Source organism: Mesorhizobium sp. WSM3224 (assembly GCF_000427725.1).
Lineage (GTDB): Bacteria > Pseudomonadota > Alphaproteobacteria > Rhizobiales > Rhizobiaceae > Mesorhizobium.
Map to the genome: position 1 here is coordinate 1 of NZ_ATYO01000038.1, position 21,319 is coordinate 21,319.

Sequence of the window (21,319 nt, forward strand, 5' to 3'; positions counted from 1 at the left end):
CACGCGGCGACCGTATGTGAGGTTCTGAGGGCGCTCCAGAGCGCGCCGTCAGTCCCGCCAAGGCAGGTCCCGGGCCAGGAGACGCAAAGCTACATCCCGCCACGTCCAGTGTGGCGCCGTGCTCAATCAGCGCAAGACCAAGCCGCTGCGCGGCGGCTGGACAGCCGGCCTTGCGCCGATCTGCGCGCGACGCTTTCGAGCGCCCTATGGTCGGGACGAACAGCTGCCCCACGATCAAACCAACAGCTAGCAGATCAACCTCTTGACCCAATGGCCCTCATGTGAGGGGGGAGATTGGCAGCTTCCGCGTCTGCGCTTACCCCACCACCCTCAAATTCGACAACTCGTTCGCGATTTCCTTGAAATTGTCCGAAAGCGTCGCTCCGGTCGCGTTCCAGAACAGCTTGGCCGGTTTGCTGGGATCGGTCGGATCCTTGCGGAAGCGGGAATCCGAAGAGCAGGCCTTCAGCGCGGCCATCGCCTTCTGGTCGCCGGTATCGGTCGATGACATGTCGAGCGCGACCGTCATCACCATGATCTTGCCCGCCTTGGCATTGTCGCACAGCTTCGCCATCTGCTCGTTCATCGCGGCGGTGTAGTTACTCGACGAATAGTTGAACTGGCCGATCGCGCTCGACGTGCCGCCGAACAGGCGCGTGACCGAAGTGCCGTTATAGCCGACACCGGTATAGCCATAGGCGGCATAGGTCGACTTGTTGCCGGCGGGGTCGGAACTGACCGTCGAATAGGTGTTCTCGCCGTCGGTCAGCACGATGACGACCTTGTCGTTGCCGCGCTCGTTTTCCGGGCGGCCCTCGGTGAAGGGCGCGGCGTTGGACACGGTGCGCCAGCCCCAGGCCATGCCTTCGGGCACGTTGGTGTTGCCGTTGGGCTGCATCAGGTCGATCGCCGCCTTGATGGCTGCAAGCCCATCCGCGTTGGTGACGTCGGTGAGCGGCGTGACCGGCGTGGTGGTGCAGCTGTAATTCGGGCCGGCGCCCTTCGACAGCACCGGCGCATCGATCGGCCGCGGCATGAAATACTTGGCCATGTTGGATTGGCGCGTCTTGCCGGTGGTGCTCGTCGGATCGTCGTTCCACCAGCTGTTGGCGGCGCCGTAGGTTTTCGGCGGAAGCTCGTCGGGATCCTGCGTGATGTACCAATGGTTGCCGGGCTCGTCCGGCGCGAACATCGGCACGAACATGGTCGCTGGATCGCCGACGCCTATGCCTGTGTTGTTGGGGCCGCCCGAGGCCGGCGTGTCGTCGATATTGTATGGATAGGGGCGCACTTCCACACAGCCCTGCCAGGAGGCGAACGGCCCGTAGGTGTCGTTGTAGTCGTATTCGTTATGGCTATTCGAGCAGGTATGATTGGAACGGTACTTGTCGCAGACGACCCGCTTGCTGCCGGCGATGCGTTCATGGCTGGTGACGACCTTCATGTCCCGATAGAGCTCGAAACGGGTCAGTATCTGGCCTTCCTCCGCTGCCCAACCGGTGCCCTTCTTGTACCAGATGCCGTTGATTTTCTGGGCGTATTTGTCGGGGGCGTTCAGTGTCGACCAGTCGAAATTCTCGTTGGCGATCGGCGACAGCCCGTAGGTGTCGATCCAGGAGGCGTTGTCGTTGTCCGGCCCGACATTGACCGAGGCCGCGAAGGGCACGAGGCTGAACTGGACCGGCTTGTCGATCTGCTTGATCTGCGATGCCTGCTCCGCCAGCGTGTCGACGAGCTGCTTGGCGGCCTGCTTGAGCAGGTCGATGCGCTTCTGTCCCGAGCCCGTGCCGGGCGTTGTCATGGAGCCCGAATTGTCGAGCACCATCGCCACTTCCAGCGTGTTCTTCAGCCGCACCTGAGAGCACATCTCGAGCTGGATCGGCTTGTGTGCGTCGCCGTCGGATGCGCCATTGAGCAACGCCGCGGCCGGATAGAAATAGGGGTGGTAGGTGAGCGTCGCGCAAAGCTTCATCAGGCCGCCGCCGGTCTGGCTGCTTGGCAGCGTGACATCGAGCGAAAGGTTGCCGGGGTCGACACCATTGAGATTGGAATTGAAGAAGCCAACCGCGTAGGCCCTGATCTGGTCGTCCGTCGCTCCTTGCGAAAGCCGCCCCGCGGCGGCGAAGTTGGCGGCGTCGAGCGCGCTCAGCACCATCTGCTTTTCGCGATTGAGCTCGCCGAAATCGACACCCATGGCTACCGCGCCCATCAATGGCACCATGGCGATCGCCGTCATCAGGGCATAGTTGCCGCGGCGGTCACGGCAGAATTGATGCCAGAATTTGCGCATTGTACTTGAAGCGGCCCCCCGCCGGCGATTCTTTGTCAGGCCACACTTCCACAAAACGCTGAAGGACCGGTTTGGCAAACCGGTCGATTGCTTAACGGCGACTTCACCAAGCGCTAACCAATCGCCCGCGGGATGCCGTCACGATGAGAAACGCCCGCCTGGCGGCGGGCGTCGTGGGTGGTCTGTGGAGGTGCTCAGCTGACGATGCGCAGGTTCGACAATTCGTTGCCGATCGCCTTGAAATCGTCCGACAGCGTCGCGCCGGTCGAATTCCAGAACAGCTTCGCCGGCTTGCTCGGATCGGTCGGGTCCTTGCGGAAGCGCGAGTCTGATGCACAGGCCGTAAGGGCCGTGATCGCCTTCTTCTCGGCTGTCTTCTGGTTGCTGAGATCGAGGGAAACCGTCATGACGATAATGTTGTTGGCCTTGGCGTTGGCGCACAGCGTTTGCATCTGCTCGTCGAGAGCGGCGGTATAGTTGGCGTCCGTATAGGTGCTTTTGCCGACGGCTGAACTGGTGTTCATGAAGAGGCGGGTCACCGAGCCAGACCCGGGATACGCCAGTCCTGTATATCCATAAGCGGCATAGGTCGATCTGTTATTGGCATAGCTGCTGTCGTTGACTGAGCTGTAGGTGTTGGCGCCGTCCGTCAGCACGATAACCACCTTGTCGTTGCCTTTTTCGCTATTGGGCCTGCCCTCGGTAAAGGGTTCATTGCTGGAAAGCGTTCGCCAGCCCCAGGCCAGTCCCTCGGGCACGTTGGTGTTGCCCGTGGGCGTCATCGCGTTGATAGCGTTTGTGACGGTGGTCTTGCCTGCGGTCGTGGTTATGTCTTGCAGCGGAGTGATGGCGGAAGTCGTGCATCCCGCATTGGGGCCGCCGTCAGTCGGCTCTGCGGCTGCGGTGTATGGCTTTGTAATGAAATACTTCCGCATGTCCGACTGACGTTTTGCCACCGCCAGGCTATCTGCCGAATCGATCCACCAATTGTTGCTGTAGCCCCAGGACGCCGTGCTTGTGCGGGTGCTGTCTGTCCAAAGGTTGCCAGCCTCGTCGGGCGCGAACATCGGTACGAACAGGCTGGCGGGCTTGCTCGTCGTCGGCGTCGTGTCGTCGACATTGTAGGGATAAGGCCTCGCCTCCACGCAGCCTTTCCAGGCTTCATACTGTCCGGTTGTGGGGGTAGAATAGGTTTGGCAACTGCCATTGGACCGCTTCTTGGTGCAGGTCCGGGTCGTGGCCGTCATGTCTTCGTAGAGCTTGAAGCGGGTCATTGTGGTGTACTGTCCCGCGCCCCAACCGCTGCCGCGCTTCCAGTAAGCGTCACCAACTTTCTCAATATACTTGTTGGGATCGACGCCAGGAGCGGTCTTATACATCGTCGTCCAATCGAAATCTTCGTGATGGATCGGTGACATGCCGTCCAGATCCATCCAGGCTTTATCCTTGTTGGCTGGACCAACATTGACCGAAGCCGAAAACGGCACCAGCGAGAACTGCACCGGCCTGTCGATCTGTCGCATCATATCCGCTTGGCCGGCAAGCATGTTCACCAGTTCGGTGGCGGCGGTCTTGAGCAGGGCTATGCGCTGCTGGCCTCCAGTGGGGGAGATGTCGCTCATCGAGCCCGAATTGTCGAGCACCAGCGCCACTTCCAACGTGTTCTTGAGGCGAATCTCGGATTTGGCCGAAAAGTCGATGGTGGTCTGGCCGGGAGTTCCGCCAAGCAGCGCGACTGCGGCCGGCAGGAAATAAGGCTTGTACTTCAGGCTGGCCTCAAGCACCAGGGTGCCGCCGCCCGCATTGTTGTTGGGCAGGGTCACCGCCAGCGTCGTGTTCGCCGGAAGGACGTGCCTCAGATTGGCCTCGAAGAATGTCTTGGCATAGGCCTTGGCATCCGCGTCACTTGCACCGGAGACGATCTGCTGCGCCGTGGCGATGCCGGCCGCATCGAGCGCGTTCAGCGTCTCCTGCCGTTCCCGCGTCAGTTCGGTATAGTCGACCGCCAACGCGACGCCGCCCATCAGCGGTATCATCGTGATGACCGTCATCAAGGCGTAGTTTCCCCGCCTGTCGTGGAAAAAATCGCGAATCATTGCGTATACCCCCGCCAAGGACCCATGTTGAGATACAACCATGGTCGCAGTTGACCGTACTACCATGGTCATAAATCGTTAAATTTCAGCTTGCGCGAAACTATCAAGAACGCGCCGCCTTTTTGACGGCGCGTTAACCCTGTGCTTCCGGAGCGATATCGCGGGGTCGACGTGCGGCGATCGGGAAAGCTCGTGACAGGATGAAACGCTTCCGTTATGCGGAACCGGCTGTGGCGGACTCGGAACCGAGGGACGGCTGTTGCGGCCTCGCCAGAGATCAGGATCAGGGATACGGCATGGCGGATTCGCCCGACATCATCGCTTCGCTCGACGATCTGGCGGGGCGCTACGCCGCCATCCTGTGCGACGTATGGGGCGTCGTGCACAACGGCGAATGGCATTTTCCGGCCGCCGCCGGCGCGCTTGCCCGGGCGCGCGCGTCCAATGTGCCTGTCGTGCTGATCACCAATTCGCCGCGTCGCAGCGCCGACGTCGTTGCCCAGATGAAAATCATCGGCGTTCCCGCCGATGCCTGTGACCGGGTCGTCACCTCCGGCGACGTGACGCGCGACCTGATCGCCGAGGGCCCGAGGAAGATCTTCCATATCGGCCCCGAGCGCGATTTCACACTCTATGACGGGCTCGACGTCGATCTCGTCGAGGAATTCGAGGCTTCGGGCATCGTCTGCACCGGGCTCTATGACGACGAGGTGGAGAAGCCCGCCGACTATGCCGAGCTTCTGCAGCGGCTGCGTGCGCGCAATCTGCCGTTCATCTGCGCCAATCCGGATATCCTGGTCGAGCGCGGCGAGCGCACCATCTGGTGCGCCGGCGCGCTCGCGCGAGACTACGCACAACTGGGCGGCCGCACGCTGATTGCAGGCAAGCCTTTCGCGCCGATCTACGATGTCGCCATGAAGGAGGTCGCAGGCCTGCTCGGCCGCGCCGTCGAGCGCAGCGAGGTTCTGGCCATCGGCGACGGCATGATGACCGACGTCAAGGGGGCGGCCGACAACGGCTTTGACGTGCTCTATGTCTCCGGCGGCATCCATGCCCGCGACTATGGCGATCCGCTGCGGCCCGATCCTGAAAGGCTGGCGGGCTTTCTCGACAAGCATGGCTACCGGCCGGTCGCCGTCATTCCGCGTCTGCAATAGGTTGATAGTCTGGCCATGACGGGCGCCTCGACATGACGCAAGCCTTCGAACGTCTTTCCACGATCGCCCCGCTGCCTGCGCATCTGCGCGGCGGCGTCGTGGCGATCGGCAATTTCGACGGCGTCCATCGCGGCCACCAGTCCGTGCTGGAGCGCGCGCTGGCTGAAGCCCGCCGCAATGGTGTGCCTGCTTTGGTGCTGACATTCGAGCCACATCCGCGCAAGGTGTTCCGGCCGGAGGTGCCGCTCTTCGTGCTGACGCCGCCGCCGATGAAGGCGCGGCTCCTGGCCGGACTTGGCTTTGCCGCTTTGGTCGAGCAGCCGTTCACGCGCGATTTTGCCTCGCTCTCCGCCGAGGCCTTCGTGACCGATGTGCTGGAGAAGATCCTCGGCATTCATCACGCCGTCACCGGTTTCGACTTTCATTTCGGCAAGGACCGCCAGGGCGGCCCGGCTTTTCTGATGGCGGCGGGAGAACGGCATGGCTTCGGCGTGACGCTGGTCGACGCCTTCCGCGATGAAGGCGCTGAAGTGGTCTCGTCGAGCCGCATCCGCGAGCTGCTCGCGGAGGGCAAGGTGGAGGAGGCCGCAGGCCTGCTCGGCTACCGCTTCACCGTCGAGGCCGAAGTGATCGGCGGCCAGCAGCTTGGCCGCATCCTCGGTTTCCCGACCGCCAATATGCGGCTTTCACCGGAAGCAGCCTTGCGGGAAGGGATCTACGCCGTCCGCTTCCGTCGTGCCGACGGCACGCTTCATGACGGCGTCGCTAGCTTCGGCCGCCGCCCGACCGTCGACGACAACGGTGCGCCGCTGCTCGAGACTTACGTCTTCGATTTCTCCGGCGATCTCTATGGCGAGACCTGCGAGGTGTCGTTCTTCGGCTTCCTGCGCCCGGAACTCAAGTTCGACGGCCTCGACCCGCTGGTCGCGCAGATGAAAAAGGACGAGGCCGAGGCGAGGGCGCTGCTGGCGGGCGTTCGCCCGCTCTCGGAGTTGGACGCCGAAATCGCGTTCTAGGGCATTTCACCGTTTCACGGAAACGGCGAACCGCTCCATCTCCTTTTTGACGCAATTCCGGACGGAACGCTACGGCGAAGCCGCCGAGCCTGACCGCTCACACTTTTCCTGGAATTGCTCTAAAGCGCGTCGCGCTGAAACGTATTCAGGCGACGCGCTTTAAGTCTTTGTTTTGATGCATGTCGTTGCCCCAGAACCGCTGCGCACTTCTGGGCGACATGCATTAGATCGTCTTCAATTCGCCGCTCAATCCAAAAGGTTACCTGCGTGGGTGAAGCACTTCACCGAACGCGGACGCCAGATTGTGCAGAGAATGCTAATGAAGATAAATCTAATGGTGTGGGCCGTAGTTTTGCTCTGCGCCGCGCTGTTCATTCTCTGTGATGGACTGAGCGCGCATTGGGGCAAGACCGGCAGCGGCCGCAGCCTTGCCATCGTCATGCTGCTGTCGCCGGTAGGCTACTTCGCATTTGCTTTCATCAACACGCGGCTGAACCTCGCCGTCACCGGTGCGCTGGTCAACACGATCGTGGTGGCCGGCGCGGTCCTCGTCGGCGCGTTCGTCTTCAAGGAAGAGGTGTCCAAGGCGCAATATTTAGGCATAGCGCTGGCGTTGGTCGCCGTAACGCTTCTCAACGTGGACTGAGCGGAAGTCCTACCGCTTCAAAGCCAGGCCGATGGCAATGAAACTCCAGCCTTGGAAGACCAGGTCGATGGCCAGGAAGATGCCCAGCACCCAAAGGCTGTTGACCGGCCAGCCCATGGCGATCATCAGGCCAAGCAGGATGGTGATGACGGCGGCTGCGAGCAGCCATCCCCAGCCTTGCTCCGGCCTGTGATTGAAGGCGACCCAGGCTCTCAGCAGCCCCGAGGCGACGAGAGCGATCGCGAGCAGCAGCGTCAGCACCGCCGAGGCGAGCAGCGGGTTGTCGAAGGCGAAGAATCCGGCGACCGCATAGAGAAGGCCGCTCAGCAGCCAATAGAAGAACCGTCCCCATGTCTTGACGCCGAAGGCATGGATGATCTCGATGGCGCCGGCCATCAGCATCAGCCAGCCGACCACATAGACCGAGGCCACGGTGGCGATGAACAGATTGCCGAAGGCGACGCCGCCGAAGATCAGCAGCAGCACGCCGAGCGCCACGAACCATCCCCATTTGTCCCGCGTCTGGCCGATTGCGTCTTTCAGGGCGTCACCTTGCAAGGTCATGCTGTTTCTCCCTCCGATATCGCCGCGCCACTTGCGGTTGAAAGGAGGGTAATCCCGACGGCTTCTTGCGTCCAGCGAGCACGGCGGCGAAGCGCGGGCTTGGATGTCGCTAAGCCTGGACTTCGTCCATGAACGGCGCAAGCGCCGCCTCCAGCGTCTCCCGGCCAGCCTGCTCCCAGCTTCGCGCCACGAATTCTCCGGCCTTCGCCTCATATGAAGCGCGGGCCTCGGGCGAGGAGATCCACCGCCGCATGGCGTTTTCCCATCCTTCGACGTCGAGTGGATCAAGGCAGAGTCCGAACGGACCGACCACTTCGGGGATGGCGCCGCCGGTCGAGGCGATCAGGGCCTTTCCGTAGGCCAGCGCCTCGACGGGCGGCAGCCCGTACCCCTCGTAGATGGACGGGTAAACACAGAACGCACTGTTCCGGTAGAGGAGGGACAGCGTCCCGTCGTCGACGTTGTCGAGATGGACAAGGCTCTTGCCGTAGTCGGGATGGCTGTGAAGCTTCGCCAGGACGTCATCGACCATCCAGCCGCTGCGCCCGACGAAAACCAGCTTCATGCCGCTATGCGCGACCGTTCCGTCGAGAACGAGGCGCCGCCAGACATCCATCAGCAGCGAATGGTTCTTGCGTGGTTCGATGGTGGAAACGAACAGGATGTAGCGACCCGTCTCAAGTCCGTCCGGCAGGCGGCCGTCCGACTTCGATTTACGGGCGCTGTCGCAGCCGAGCGGGACATGTCTCAGCTCCGGCAGGTGGGTGCCGAGCTTGGCGGCATACTGCTCGATGTCGGCGGTGACGCGCCTCGACGTCAGGATGAAGCGGTCCGCCAGCCCGAGCGCCAGATTCACATAGTGCGTGAATCTCTTGACGTCGTGCGGCTTGTACCATTCGGGAAACTGGATGGGGATGATGTCGTTCAGCAGCACGATCAGCTTTGCGCCGGCCGAACGGCACTCGCGCGAGATGGCCTCGATATCGGTGTGCGCCCAGTCATTGTTCATCAAAAGCAGATGGTCGCCGGACGCCAGTCTGTATTTGCTGCCGGCCACTGTCCGCAGCGGCACGATCCGGACGCGTGAACCGTCGTCGCGAGCGACCAGCCGCCGCTCGTTTCCTTTCATCAGCCAGTTTTCGATCCGCTCTAGGAAACGGAGAAAACCGCTGTCGGGATTGTGCCGGCCGAAGGCGCCGATTTCCGTTATCAGGATCCGGCGCGCTTTTACGATCGCCATCAGCGACTGCCGCGCCCAGCTTGGCCAGCGATCGTAAAGCCGCATCTTGATGCGGGCAGGGTCCGGATAAAAACTCATGTCGCATGAGATGTCTCCGGCAATGATTTCTGCCGCAATTTCTGGCGAAACCTGCCTGAGGACCCGCTCGATCGGGTCGAACACCGTGAACGCCAGCTCGCAGGCCTTGAATGCGGCCGCCGTCGCGCCGTAATGCCGCTGCACGCGGACCAGGCCGACCGGCGGGCCAAGCCAGCGCACCATGCTCGTGAGATCGACGACAAGCCGCATCAGCCGGGCCGCATCAGTTTGGCCGCATTTTCGCAGGGCGCGCGGTCATCCTGCGCCAGGCTAGTCGAGGCCCGAGCGCGAGCGTCCTGAAAGAAGGAGCGCCGACGGCCGCGAGGAACAGCAGCTTGCAGGTGACGGCCAAGGGTATGCCCGCGGTCCGCAGCAGCAACTCGATGTCGCGTCTTTCCAGGCTGGAGATGCCGACCCCGCTGGCGGCGCGCCATGCCAGGAAGGCTCCGACGGCCTGCGCGGGCTGGCCGTTTACGTCGAACGGCTCGGCGCGGGAGCGACGCGACTGCGCCGCCTGTCTGGCCAGTGCCGCGGCCGCTTTTTGCTGCTCCTCCTTGACGCGCGATACCTGCCCGGGATGCGAGCGCAATTTCACGAGCCGTGCATCCATATTGGCCAGTTTTCCGGTCTCGGAAAGCCGCAGCCACAGGTCGTAGTCCTCGGCATAGGTGAATGCGCGACGGTAGCCTCCCACGCGCCGGACGGCCTCGGTCCGGAACATCACTGTCGGATGAAGCATGGGATTGTATCTGGCAAGCGCGTCCCGCAACTGGTCGTTGCCGATGGGAACGTCGATCGGCTTCAACGGTTCTCCGTCGCGGTCGATCCGCAATCCCGCCGTACCGAGCAGATGCAAATCGGGATCCGCCTCGAAACACGCCGCCTGCAGGCGCAACCTGTCGGGCAGCGAGACATCGTCGCAATCCATGCGCGCCACAAGAGGGGCCTGCGCGAGCGAAATCCCCATATTGAGCGCGTCGACGATCCCCTTGCCGCGATTGGCGACAACTTTGACTCGGCCATCGCGCTCGCCAAGTGACGTCACGATCGCCGCGCTGTCGTCCGAGGAGCCATCGTCGATGACGATGGCTTCGATATCCGCCAGATCCTGGTCCAGGATGCTTTGCAGCGCTTCGCCGACATACTGCGCGCCGTCTCTCACCGGAATGATCACACTTACTGTCGGCAATAGAACTTCCTTCGCGATGACCGGGCGTGACAAATGGCCGTTAAATTATCCAATATGGGTAGGGGAGTTTGCGGCCCGGATCCAAAGTTCCATCCCAAAGTTCCGTCGTCCTGTCGACCGCCATTTTCATTGTCGCGCCGACCTGAGCGAGACCTCGAGGGCAGGCTCGAGCAAGCGTAGAACCGCCTCGCGCTTTTTCGCCTTCAACGAGGGGTCGCCGTCGAGGCCGACCTCATGAAGCCAGCTTCCACGCCATTCGCAATAGGCCTGCCTGAGTTCGATCCCGGGCAAGGCCGCGAATGCGGTGATTGGCCGTTGCGGCACGGCGTTCGGGTCCACATCCCGGTAGAGCACCTCCCAGTTGGCTCCGCCGGTATCGAGACCAGCGAACCAATCGAGCCCGAAATCGAGAGGCTGGCGGCCGACGGCGTCGAATCGAAAGAAACAATAGCCTGCCCACAAATACCAGCGCGCACCCGCCCAGCGGAGGTCGCCGTAAAACGGCGCGTCTTCAAGAGGTTCGAAGGGATCGCAAGGCTGCGTCGGAAAAAGATCCTGGTCCAGAAATCCGAAGGCGGCCGGCGCCGCCGGTTTCAGGACATTGTGCCACATCCAGTTGAGCGCCGCGCCGTGGGATCGGCTTGGATTCTTCACGGTCCATGGATTGGCCGGCAACCTGACATAGGCAGCGCCGCGGGCCGCGCATACCTGTCCGTTCTCGCGTGCGGAAGCGTCGCTGACGCTGTTGTCGGCCACGATGTGGAGGTCGTGACGAACAAGTCCTCTCGTCAGCCGCAACTGCACATCGAGGCACTGGGCATCGCCGAAGGCAACAGTAAGCAGGACATGGCGACCCCGGGCGGCATGGCGGATGTCCGGGATATCGCCATCCCTGACCGGCCGGCCCAGGAACGTCTGGTCGATTTTCCGATAGCGAGCGGTCTTGATGGCATGTATCGGCGGCTGCAGCCTCAGCCATTGCCGCCAGTCGTATTCGCGCAGGGCCTTTGGCACGGGTCGGCGGCTTTCAATCGTATCCGGCTTGGCAACCGCGATCGACCCGAGGAATTCTCATCAGCGCGCTCCATCTGGCTTTTTTGAAAAAGCTCGAACGCGACAGCATTCAAGTCTCTTGATTACCAGCTATATACAGCATATTCGTATTTTCAACACGACCAACATTTAAGCGCCCTGCTTTGTTTGTTTGAGTGGAGAAGTCTGGGCGCACCCGGAGTATCTCTTCGCCGACTGGGGGTAAGAGGGCGCTCCGGAAAATGCGATGAAAATCTGCTGCGCGATCTCTGCCCTCTTTATGAACGGGGGGCTGCAAAGGGATTGTCTCAATATCAGCGACCGCCTTGTCAAGCGCGGTCACAGCGTGACGATCCTGACGACACGCCAGGTCGGCCATGTCGACAGTCCGGCGACGATAAAAGTCCAGCCGGCGCGGGTTATCTCCAATCCGGGCACCGAGTATGCGCTGGGAAGGACCCTGCTGACGGCCAGGCGGGACTTCGACTGCGTGGTCGGGTTCAACAAGATGGCGGGCCTGGATATCTACTATGCCGGCGACCCGCCCTATTTTGCCTCGAAGCTCGGATGGTGGCGACCGTTTTCGCCCCGTTTCATTCGCCAGCAAAAGCTGGAATCGATGATCTTTGCCCCCGGCAACGCGGCGCAGATCATTGCGCTCAGCGAGCACCAGGCAGCGCTTTACCGCGACTTCTGGCGAACGGAGGAATCGCGCATCCATGTCGTCGGGCCGACACTCGATCCGAAACGCCGCAGACCGGAACTGCTGACCGGCGACCGCAATGAAATCCGCGATCGCTTCGGGCTTCCCCGCGATGCCGTCATTGCCTTGACCATCGCCAACCGAATGAAGGTGAAGGGCCTCGACCGTGCGGCAAAGGCGCTTCAGCCGTTCCCGAACATCCATTGGCTGGTGGCCGGCCTGCGAAAAAACAGCGAGGAGGAAACCCGGCTTCGCGGCCTGATTGCCAAATGCGGTATGTCCGAACGGGTCATCCTGCTGGGCATCCAGGAGGACATCCCGGCGATTGTGGTTGCGAGCGATTTCATGCTGCACCCGGCTCGCCTGGAAAATACGGGCACGGTGATCCTCGAGGCGCTCGCAAATGGCCTGCCGGTCATCGCGTCGGCCGCTTGCGGATATGCAAAATATGTCGAAGCCAGCGGGGCGGGACTGGTTGTGGCCAATCGCGACGATCCCGAAATCTGGCGGCAGGCAATCCTGAAAGCCGGCAACCCGGCGATCCGGACCCAGTGGCACGAGGCGGCCCTTGCCTACGGTTCGTCAACTCAGCTTACCGGCGGACTGGAAGCAGCCTGCGACCTTGTCGAGACGTCCCGCCGCAATCGGCGTGTCAGTTAGTTCGCCAGTCGGTTCCGACGTTGCCGGCTTTAATGCATGCCGCCCAGAAGTGTGCTGTGGTTCTGGGATAACGGCATGCATCAAAACAGAGATCGCCCAGAAGTGCGCTGCGGTTTTGGGATAACGACATGCATCAAGACAAGACTTTAAGCGCGTCGCCTGAATCCGTTTCAGTGCGATGCGCTTTTAAGTCAAATTTTACCGAACGCACGGCATGGCTTGGACGCCGGCGGATGGTGTTGCCGGCGCGTTTCGCGTAAGGGGTGACGATGCGTATTGTCGGGACGATTCCGCTGGCCGTCGCCGTAGGTCTGTTCACCGCGCCGGTCGCCCAGGCGGGCGAAGGTAGCTGGATATCCGGCGACTGGTATCTGACGCTCGGCGCCACCGGCCTCGTCGCGCCGAATTTCGAAGGCGGCAAGAAATATATGCTGAGCGCCCAGCCGATCATCTCGCTCGGCAAGGTCGGCCCCGAAGCGCGCTTCGCCTCGCGCAACGACAACATTTCGCTGGCGCTGATCGATGACGGTTCCGTTCGCGCCGGCCTGACCGGCAAGTTCATATTCTCGCGCGACAGCAAGGACGAGCTCAAGGGCCTCGACCCCGTGCGCTGGGGCGGTGAGGCGGGCGGCTTCTTCGAATTCTATCCGCTGGATTGGGTCAGGGCGCGGGCGGAACTGCGGCACGGCATTCGTGCCCATAACGGCTTCGTGGCGGACATCGCGGCGGATGCCTTCTACGACATCACGCCGACGATCCGCATTTCCGGCGGCCCGCGCGTCTCCTTCGCATCGTCCGACTATTTCGACGCCTATTACGGCGTCAACGCCAAGGAAGCGGCGGCTTCGGGCTTGAGCGAATACCATCCGGGCGGCGGTGTGAAATCGACGGGCCTCGGCGGCGCGATCACCTGGAAAGTGACCGAGCCGATGACGGCGAGCGTCTTCACCGAATATTCGCGCCTGATGGGACCGGCCGCCGATTCCAGCCTGGTCAAGGAGCGGGGCAACCGAGACCAGTGGACCTTCGGTGTCTCGACCACCTACCGCTTCAATTTCACCATGTAGGCCGCGAAAGCGGCTTCACGCCTTGAAATCCGTGCTTTATTCCTGCCGCGCCATCCGCTAAAAGCCACGCCATGACGAGCTTTTCGCGCCTTTTCGCGATCGCGATACGAATTACGGGCCCGGTGTTCCGGGCGGCCTGAGCGCCGCTGGAGCCGCCGGGAGTTTTCGCGCGCGCCCCTCGCGCTTTTTCCAGGACATCAATGCATATCGCCCGGAAGTGGCACCGGTTTCGGGAAAACGATATTCGTCAGAGTGAAGACCTCAACGCCCGGGCTTTTGAGCCTTCGGGCAACGCAGATGGCAGATCAATGACCGACACTGTTGAAACGATCGACTATTCCAAAACGCTTTATTTGCCGCAGACCGATTTCCCGATGCGCGCCGGACTGCCCGAGAAGGAGCCCGGCCTGGTCCAGCGCTGGCAGGACATGGACCTCTACAGGAAGCTGCGCGAGGAGGCCGCCGGCCGCGAGAAATTCGTCCTGCATGACGGCCCGCCCTATGCCAATGGCAACATCCATATCGGCCATGCGCTGAACAAGATCCTCAAGGACGTCATCAACCGCTCTTTCCAGATGCGCGGCTACGACGCCAATTACGTGCCGGGCTGGGACTGTCACGGCCTGCCGATCGAATGGAAGATCGAGGAGCAGTATCGCGCCAAGGGCAAGAACAAGGACGAGGTGCCGGTCAACGAGTTCCGCAGGGAATGCCGCGACTTCGCGGCCCACTGGATCAAGGTTCAGGGCTCAGAGTTTCAGCGCCTCGGCGTCATCGGCGATTTCGACAATCCCTACACGACCATGGCTTATCACGCCGAGTCGCGCATCGCCGGCGAGCTGTTGAAATTCGCCATGTCCGGCCAGCTCTATCGCGGCTCGAAGCCGGTGATGTGGAGTGTGGTCGAGCGCACCGCGCTCGCCGAGGCCGAGGTCGAATATCAGGACTATGAGAGCGACACGATCTGGGTGAAGTTTCCGGTTGCGAGCCTCGCCCAGCCGGTCGCCGGCGCCGCGCCGGCGCTGGACGGGACGGCGCTCGACCTGGTCGAGGCGCATGTCGTCATCTGGACGACCACGCCCTGGACCATCCCCGGCAACCGTGCCGTGAGCTATTCGCCGCGCATCGGCTACGGCCTCTATGAAGTGACGGCGGCCGGGAACGCCTTCGGCCCGCAGCCCGGCGAGAAGCTGATCTTTGCCGACGCGCTGGCCGAGGAATGCGCGGCCAAGGCCAAGGTCACCTTGAACCGGCTTCACAGCGTCTCGGCCGAACAGCTTGCAAGCCTTACGCTTTCGCATCCTTTCAAGGGGCTCGGCGGAGGCTACGAGTTCCCGGTGCCGACGGTCGCCGGCGAGCATGTCACCGACGATGCCGGCACCGGCTTCGTCCACACCGCGCCCGGCCACGGCCGCGAGGACTTCGACGCCTGGATGGAAGCCGCGAGCGAGCTCAGGGCGCGCGGCGTCGACACCACGATCCCCTTCACGGTCGACGATGCCGGCTTCTTCACCAAGGACGCGCCGGGCTTCGGCCCTGGGCGCGAGGGTGGTGCGGCGCGTGTCATCGACGACAACGGCAAGAAGGGCAACGCCAATCAGGCGGTCATCGACGAGCTTATCAAGCGCAACGCACTCTTCGCGCGTGGCCGGCTGAAGCATAGCTATCCGCATTCCTGGCGCTCGAAGAAGCCGATCATCTTCCGCAACACGCCGCAGTGGTTCATCTACATGGACAAGGACCTCGGCGACGGCTCGACGCTGCGCAGCCGCGCGCTGAAGGCGATCGACGATACCCGCTTCGTGCCGGCGGCCGGCCAGAACCGCATCCGCGCCATGATCGAGGAGCGCCCCGACTGGGTGCTGTCGCGCCAGCGCGCCTGGGGTGTGCCGATCGCCGTCTTCGCCGACGAGGACGGCAACGTGCTGAAGGACGAGGCCGTCAACCAGCGCATCATGGACGCTTTCGAGAAGGAAGGCGCCGACGCCTGGTTCGCCGAGGGCGCCAAGGAGCGTTTCCTAGGCAACCACGATGCTTCGAGATGGCACCAGGTGATGGACATCCTGGACGTCTGGTTCGATTCCGGCTCGACGCATGTCTTCACGCTTGAAGACCGTCCGGACCTCAAATGGCCGGCCGACGTCTATCTCGAGGGCTCGGACCAGCATCGCGGCTGGTTCCATTCCTCGCTGCTCGAAAGCTGCGGCACCAGGGGCAGGGCGCCATACGAGGCGGTCATCACCCATGGCTTCACCATGGACGAAGAAGGCCGCAAGATGTCGAAATCGCTCGGCAACACCGTCGTGCCGCAGGACGTCATCAAGCAGTCCGGCGCCGATATCCTGCGGCTCTGGGTGGTGACGACCGATTATTGGGAAGACCAGCGGCTCGGCAAGAACGTGCTGCAGACCAATATCGACGCCTATCGCAAGCTCAGGAACACCATCCGCTGGATGCTGGGCACGCTCGCCCATGACGACGGCAAGGATGTGCCGGTCGAGACGATGCCGGAGCTGGAGCGGCTGATGCTGCACCGGCTGTCCGAGCTCGACGAGCTGGTGCGCCAGGGTTATGACGCGTTCGAGTTCAAGCGCATCACCCGCGCACTGCTGGATTTCATGGTGGTCGAGCTCTCGGCCTTCTATTTCGACATCCGCAAGGACGCGCTTTACTGCGACGGGCCGTCGAGCCTGCGCCGCAGGGCGGCCGTGCAGGTGGTGCGCCACCTCTTCGAATGTCTGGTGAAGTGGCTGGCGCCGATGCTGCCCTTCACCACCGAAGAAGCCTGGCTCGACCGCCATCCGGAAGCCGTCTCGGTGCATCTCGACCAGTTCCCGGCGATCCCGCAGAACTGGCGCAACGAGGCGCTGGCCGAGAAATGGCGCAAGGTGAGGCAGGTGCGTCGCGTCGTCACCGGCGCGCTCGAGATCGCGCGCGCCGAGAAGCTGATCGGCTCGTCGCTGGAAGCCGTGCCGGTGGTGACGCTCGACGACCCGGCTCTGGAAGCGGCTATCGCCGATGTCGATATGGCCGAGATGGCGATCACCAGCGACCTCGTCATCAAGCATGGCAAGGCGCCGGAAGGCGCCTTCACTCTCGACGACGTCAAGAGCGTGGCGGTGGTGGTTGAGAAGGCCGAGGATCGCGGTCTGGTCAAATGCGCGCGCTCCTGGCGCTACACCGCCGATGTCGGGCAGGATCCGGAATTCCCGGATGTCTCGGCCCGCGATGCCGCCGTGCTGCACGAGCTGAAGGCGCTTGGGCGTTTATAAGTGCATGTCGCCCAAAAGTGCGCAGCGGTTTTGAGACAACGACATGCACCCATTCAAATAAGTGCAAAACTACCACGCCGGGCGGCCCATATCCGCCCGTGCGTTGCCCTTAATAAGTGGTTGAGGTAAACACGCGACACCCCGTCAGACAAATTGTCGCCGGATTTCCATCGCAAAGGCGGGGAATAAGGGGACCGTGCCCTAGGCCGGTGGCGACCGAAAGGCTGTTAGAGTGGGACTTTATGGCATGAACGACAAAACGTTCGCGCGCGCCGCGCTGGTGGCGCCGCTTGTGGCATCGGCCATCGCCATGTCGGGCTGCGTGAGTTCGCCGACCTACGGAACCGACAAGACGGCTGCCGCGCAGCTCTTCGACGATGTTTCCGCCGCCGCCTCGATCACGCCCAAGCGCAAGGATCCGATCGACTACAAGCCGCGTCCCGAGCTGGTGAAGCCCGCGCCGGGGCAGAAGGAAAACCTGCCGCCGCCGCAGCAGAGCATCGAGACGGCAAGCGCCGATTGGCCCGAATCGCCGGAAGCGCGCCGCGCCCGCATCCGCGCCGACGCCACCGCGCACCAGAACGATCCGAACTACCAGCCGGAAGCGGTCGAGGATATCCAGACCGATCCCGTGGCGGTGAAGAAGGCTTTGGCCGAATCGGGCTCCAGCCACCCGCCGCGCTGGACGCCGGAGGATTCCAGCGCCACCCGCAAGGCCCAGATTCAACGCAGCCTTGCCGAACAGAAGCAGGGCGATCCGACCGTTCGCAAATATCTGAGCGAGCCACCGCTCGCCTATCGCCAGGCCGCCGGCACCGCGCCGCAGAACGAGCTCGGCGAGGATGAGTACAAGAAGGAGCGCCGCCTCAAGGCGCAGGCGGAAGGCAAGAAGGGCGGCTGGTTCGACTGGCTCGGCCTGTAAGCGGCTCGGTCGCCTAAAGGTCCCTTCTCTCGCGAAAGAAATCCTTGAGGATCAGGGCGGCGTCGCTCTCGCCGATCCCCGGGTAGATATCCGGCGCGTGATGGCAGGTGGGCGAAGCGAAGAAGCGCGTGCCGCTGACCACCGCGCCGCCTTTCTCGTCGGCGGCGCCGAAATAGAGCCGCCGCAGCCTGGCGAAGGAGATCGCGCCGGCACACATGGCGCAAGGCTCAAGCGTGACATAAAGATCGTGGCCGGTGAGACGCTCGCTGGCGAGCGTTCGGCAGGCCTCGCGGATTGTCAGCATCTCGGCATGCGCCGTCGGATCGGCAAGCTCGCGGGTGCGGTTGCCGGCTTTCGCGATCACCTTGTTGCCATTGGCGATCACCGCGCCGACCGGCACTTCGCCGCGGCTGGCGGCCGCCTCGGCCTCTTCAAGCGCCAGGGCCATGAAATCGGGTCGTTTCAAGCGGTTTCCATTCCGATTACTCCTCGCCACCCGAGAGTGATCCTGTTATCTAGCGCGAGACCCTGAAAACCGGAATCGGTTTTTGCCGCGCCGCTGGATGCGCAAAATCAAGATGACACTGCCTACGTTGGGCGTCCGAAAGGGCGCGAGGCGCTGTAGCAGGTGAAGACGAGCAAAGTAATGGACGACAACAAGAAATCTTCACGCGGACCGCGCAAGGGCGGCCCGAAACCGGCGGGCCAGCGTGACCGCAAGCCGGCCCACGGCGCCAAGAAGCCGTTCGTCAAGCGTGAGCGGCCGATGGCTGCCGAAGGCGAGCGCCGCGATTTCAAGCCCAGCTACAAGCCGCGTGAAACGGGGCCGCGCGAAGCGGGCGCGGGCGCCGAGCGCGGCGAGCGACCGTTCCGCAAAGGTCCGCGCCCCGACGGCAAACCCTTCGAGAAGCGCGAAGGCCGCAAGCCTTATACGCCGCGTGGCGACCGGCCGGTAGCCGCCGAAGGCGAACGCCCGGCTCGCGATTTCAAGCGCAGCTTCAAGCCGCGTGAAACGGGGCCGCGTGAAAAGCGCCCGGGTGAAATGGGACCGCGCGAAAAGGGCGACGTAGCCGAGCGCGGCGAGCGGCCGTTCCGCAAAGGTCCGCCGCGCGACGGCAAGCCCTTCGAGAAGCGTGAGGACCGCAAGCCTTATACGCCGCGTGGCGACCGGCCGGTGGCCGCCGAAGGCGAGCGGGGCGAACGACGCTTCGACCGCCCCAAGCGCGACTTCGGCGACCGCCCGGCACGCAATTTTTCCGACCGCCCGAAGCGCGATTTCAGTGATCGTCCGCCGCGTGACAGCACCGCAAGGAAGCCGGAAGGCGGCTTCAAGCCGCGCCCGCGGCCCGGTGAAACGGAACCGGAGGCCGGCGAGCGTATCGCCAAGCGGCTCGCGCGCGCCGGCATCGCCTCGCGCCGCGACGCCGAGGAACTGATCGCGGCCGGCCGCGTCAAGGTCAACGGCAAGGTGTTGGACTCGCCGGCCTTCAACGTCAGCGCCTCCGACGTCATCCATCTCGACGGCACCGAGATCCCGCCGATCGAGCGCACGCGTCTGTTCCTGTTCCACAAGCCGGCGGGTGTCGTCACCACCAACCGCGATCCGGAAGGCCGTAAGACCGTCTTCGACGTGCTGCCCTCCGACCTGCCGCGGCTGATGACGATCGGCCGGCTCGACATCAACACCGAGGGCCTGCTTCTGCTGACCAATGATGGCGGGCTGTCGCGCGTGCTCGAACTGCCAGCCACTGGCTGGCTGCGGCGCTACCGCGTGCGCGTCCACGGCAAGGTCGAGGAGAGCGCGCTTGCCGGCCTGCGCGAGGGCATCGCCGTCGACGGCGTCTTTTACGGTTCGATCGAAGCCTCGCTCGACCGCGAGCAGGGCAGCAATGCCTGGCTGACCATTGGGCTGCGCGAAGGCAAGAACCGCGAGGTCAAGAACATCCTCGGTGCGCTCGGCCTCGACGTGACGCGGCTGATCCGCATCTCTTATGGGCCGTTCCAGCTCGAGGACCTTCCCGAGGGCCATGTGCTGGAGATCAAGGGCCGCGTGTTGCGCGAACAGCTCGGCGAACGGCTGATCGAGGAATCCGGCGCCAACTTCGATGCCGAGATCCAAAAGCCGTTTTCCAACAAGCCGGTGCGCGGCAGCAGTCCGCGCCGCGAAGAGGCCGACCAGCCGAAATTCACGCGCGACGGCGACCGCCGGCCGATCGGCGAGGGTGGACTGATCAAGGCCCGCAAGCGCCGCGAAGGCAGCCGCGACGAGGCGCTGAGCAAGCTTTCGACAAAGCCGGAAAGGGCATTTGGGCCGGAACGGTCGTTCGGCGAGCGCGGCCCAAGATCCGAGCGCGCCGGCTTCGGCGACAAGCCGCGTGGTGGGTTTGGCGACAAGCCCCGGTTTGGCGGCAAGAAATCCGAACGCGAGCAGCGGCCGATCGAGCCGCCGGGCCAGCGCAAGGCCAATGTCTGGATGGCGCCCGGCGCCCGGCCGATCGGCAAGGGCAGGGCGGAAGCCGACGCCGCCAAGGCCGCCGAGGCGAAGGCGCGCAAGGCATCCTACAAGCCGGGCGGCAAGGGCAAGCCGGGTGGTGCAAAGCCGTTCGGCAAGCCCCGCGGCGAACGCCCCGACGGCGATGGCGGCAGCAGGCCGCGCGGTCCGAAGAGGGGCGGCGATGCGGATCGTCGGCGGTGAGTTTCGCGGGCGTCCGCTGGCGACGCCCAAAAGCAATGCCATCCGCCCGACCACAGACCGCGCCCGCGAGGCGGTGTTCAACGTTTTGGCGCACCGCTATGCCGAGAAGCTCGAGGGCGGCCGCGTGCTCGATCTCTTCGCCGGCACGGGCGCGCTCGGGCTGGAGGCGCTGTCGCGCGGTGCCTCCTACTGCGTCTTCATAGAGGAATCGACCGAGGGGCGCGGCCTGATCCGCGAGAATGTCGAAGCCCTCGGGCTCACCGGTCGCACCAAAATCTTCCGCCGCGACGCCACCCAACTCGGCGAAGCCGGCACGATCTCGCCCTTTGGCCTGGTCTTTGCCGATCCGCCCTATGGCAAAGGGCTCGGCGAGCGCGCGCTGCGATCGGCGAAAGCCGGCGGTTGGCTTCTGCCAGGCGCGCTCTGCGTCATCGAGGAGGCGGCCTCGGCGCCGTTCGAGGCGGGCACCGGTTTTTCCGTGATGGATGAACGCAACTACGGCGAAACGGTCATCCGTTTCATCGAGGCCGACTAGATTGCCTACAGCAATTCCAAGAAAGGTGCGAGCGGTTAGGTTCTGCGTCTTCGCCGTAACCTTCTGTCCGCAATTGCGTCAAAACAAAGAGATAGAGCGGTTCGCCGTTTCCGTGAAACGGTGAAACGCTCTAGCCGCGCCTCGAAAATGCCGAACA

17 protein-coding genes are annotated in these 21,319 nt (G+C 63.4%); 10 read left to right on the top strand and 7 right to left on the bottom strand.

The genetic code is table 11. From position 1 onward, the window contains the following. Positions 1 to 316: 316 nt before the first annotated feature. Positions 317 to 2,290: a pilus assembly protein gene (locus tag YU3_RS0131670; RefSeq protein ID WP_027169959.1), complete on the bottom strand. Its 1,974-nt coding sequence runs from the start codon at positions 2,288 to 2,290 to the stop codon at positions 317 to 319. 194 nt (positions 2,291 to 2,484) lie between these two features. Continuing rightward, a complete protein-coding gene (locus tag YU3_RS0131675) occupies positions 2,485 to 4,386 on the bottom strand; it encodes a TadE/TadG family type IV pilus assembly protein (protein ID WP_027169960.1) in 1,902 nt (633 codons plus the stop codon). 296 nt (positions 4,387 to 4,682) lie between these two features. On the opposite strand from YU3_RS0131675, the gene YU3_RS0131680 reads away from it, so the two are divergent. From YU3_RS0131680 to YU3_RS0131690, 3 genes are all read left to right on the top strand, one after another. Then, positions 4,683 to 5,543, top strand: a complete 861-nt coding sequence (locus tag YU3_RS0131680) for a TIGR01459 family HAD-type hydrolase (protein WP_027169961.1) — start codon at positions 4,683 to 4,685, stop codon at positions 5,541 to 5,543. Between the two features lie 32 nt (positions 5,544 to 5,575). Then, positions 5,576 to 6,559, top strand: a complete 984-nt coding sequence (locus YU3_RS0131685) for a bifunctional riboflavin kinase/FAD synthetase (protein ID WP_027169962.1) — start codon at positions 5,576 to 5,578, stop codon at positions 6,557 to 6,559. Positions 6,560 to 6,878: 319 nt separating this feature from the next. Further along, positions 6,879 to 7,205 carry a hypothetical protein gene (locus YU3_RS0131690; RefSeq protein WP_051334172.1) on the top strand — a complete coding sequence of 109 codons (327 nt, stop codon included), beginning with the start codon at positions 6,879 to 6,881 and terminating at the stop codon, positions 7,203 to 7,205. A gap of 9 nt (positions 7,206 to 7,214) precedes the next feature. Here YU3_RS0131690 and YU3_RS0131695 read toward each other — a convergent pair whose 3' ends face one another. From YU3_RS0131695 to YU3_RS0131710, 4 genes are all read right to left on the bottom strand, one after another. Continuing rightward, positions 7,215 to 7,769 (bottom strand): HdeD family acid-resistance protein, encoded by a 555-nt coding sequence (locus YU3_RS0131695; protein ID WP_027169964.1) that lies wholly within the window; start codon positions 7,767 to 7,769, stop codon positions 7,215 to 7,217. 109 nt (positions 7,770 to 7,878) lie between these two features. Then, entirely contained in the window at positions 7,879 to 9,297 is a 1,419-nt protein-coding gene (locus YU3_RS38855; protein ID WP_051334173.1) for a glycosyltransferase family 1 protein, read from the bottom strand. Between the two features lie 13 nt (positions 9,298 to 9,310). Next, complete coding sequence (locus YU3_RS38860; protein ID WP_051334174.1) at positions 9,311 to 10,261, bottom strand: glycosyltransferase; 951 nt, start codon at positions 10,259 to 10,261, stop codon at positions 9,311 to 9,313. 141 nt (positions 10,262 to 10,402) lie between these two features. Further along, entirely contained in the window at positions 10,403 to 11,080 is a 678-nt protein-coding gene (locus YU3_RS0131710) for a hypothetical protein (protein WP_156913662.1), read from the bottom strand. On the opposite strand from YU3_RS0131710, the gene YU3_RS40975 reads away from it, so the two are divergent. The 5 genes from YU3_RS40975 to YU3_RS0131730 all read left to right on the top strand — a co-directional run bounded on the left by YU3_RS40975 (position 11,045) and on the right by YU3_RS0131730 (position 17,932). Continuing rightward, positions 11,045 to 11,377: a hypothetical protein gene (locus YU3_RS40975; RefSeq protein ID WP_156913663.1), complete on the top strand. Its 333-nt coding sequence runs from the start codon at positions 11,045 to 11,047 to the stop codon at positions 11,375 to 11,377. The two genes, YU3_RS0131710 and YU3_RS40975, sit on opposite strands and share 36 nt — an antisense overlap. A 211-nt stretch (positions 11,378 to 11,588) precedes the next feature. Next, positions 11,589 to 12,671 (top strand): glycosyltransferase family 4 protein, encoded by a 1,083-nt coding sequence (locus YU3_RS0131715; RefSeq protein ID WP_051334175.1) that lies wholly within the window; start codon positions 11,589 to 11,591, stop codon positions 12,669 to 12,671. A 269-nt stretch (positions 12,672 to 12,940) separates the two neighbouring features. After that, on the top strand, positions 12,941 to 13,738 hold the full coding sequence (locus tag YU3_RS0131720) for a MipA/OmpV family protein (RefSeq protein ID WP_027169967.1): 798 nt from the start codon (positions 12,941 to 12,943) through the stop codon (positions 13,736 to 13,738). A gap of 308 nt (positions 13,739 to 14,046) precedes the next feature. Beyond that, positions 14,047 to 17,010: an isoleucine--tRNA ligase gene (gene ileS / locus YU3_RS0131725; RefSeq protein WP_027169968.1), complete on the top strand. Its 2,964-nt coding sequence runs from the start codon at positions 14,047 to 14,049 to the stop codon at positions 17,008 to 17,010. A gap of 247 nt (positions 17,011 to 17,257) precedes the next feature. Beyond that, positions 17,258 to 17,932: a hypothetical protein gene (locus YU3_RS0131730; RefSeq protein WP_027169969.1), complete on the top strand. Its 675-nt coding sequence runs from the start codon at positions 17,258 to 17,260 to the stop codon at positions 17,930 to 17,932. A gap of 13 nt (positions 17,933 to 17,945) precedes the next feature. Here YU3_RS0131730 and YU3_RS0131735 read toward each other — a convergent pair whose 3' ends face one another. Continuing rightward, entirely contained in the window at positions 17,946 to 18,398 is a 453-nt protein-coding gene (locus tag YU3_RS0131735; RefSeq protein ID WP_027169970.1) for a nucleoside deaminase, read from the bottom strand. A gap of 180 nt (positions 18,399 to 18,578) precedes the next feature. Here YU3_RS0131735 and YU3_RS0131740 point away from each other — a divergent pair, with 180 nt between their 5' ends. Next, the gene (locus tag YU3_RS0131740; protein ID WP_027169971.1) at positions 18,579 to 20,627 is read left to right on the top strand and encodes a pseudouridine synthase; all 2,049 of its coding nucleotides are present in this window, start codon (positions 18,579 to 18,581) and stop codon (positions 20,625 to 20,627) included. Further along, complete coding sequence (gene rsmD / locus YU3_RS0131745; RefSeq protein WP_027169972.1) at positions 20,608 to 21,162, top strand: 16S rRNA (guanine(966)-N(2))-methyltransferase RsmD; 555 nt, start codon at positions 20,608 to 20,610, stop codon at positions 21,160 to 21,162. Before YU3_RS0131740 ends, rsmD begins: the two co-directional genes overlap by 20 nt. Positions 21,163 to 21,319: the final 157 nt, after the last annotated feature.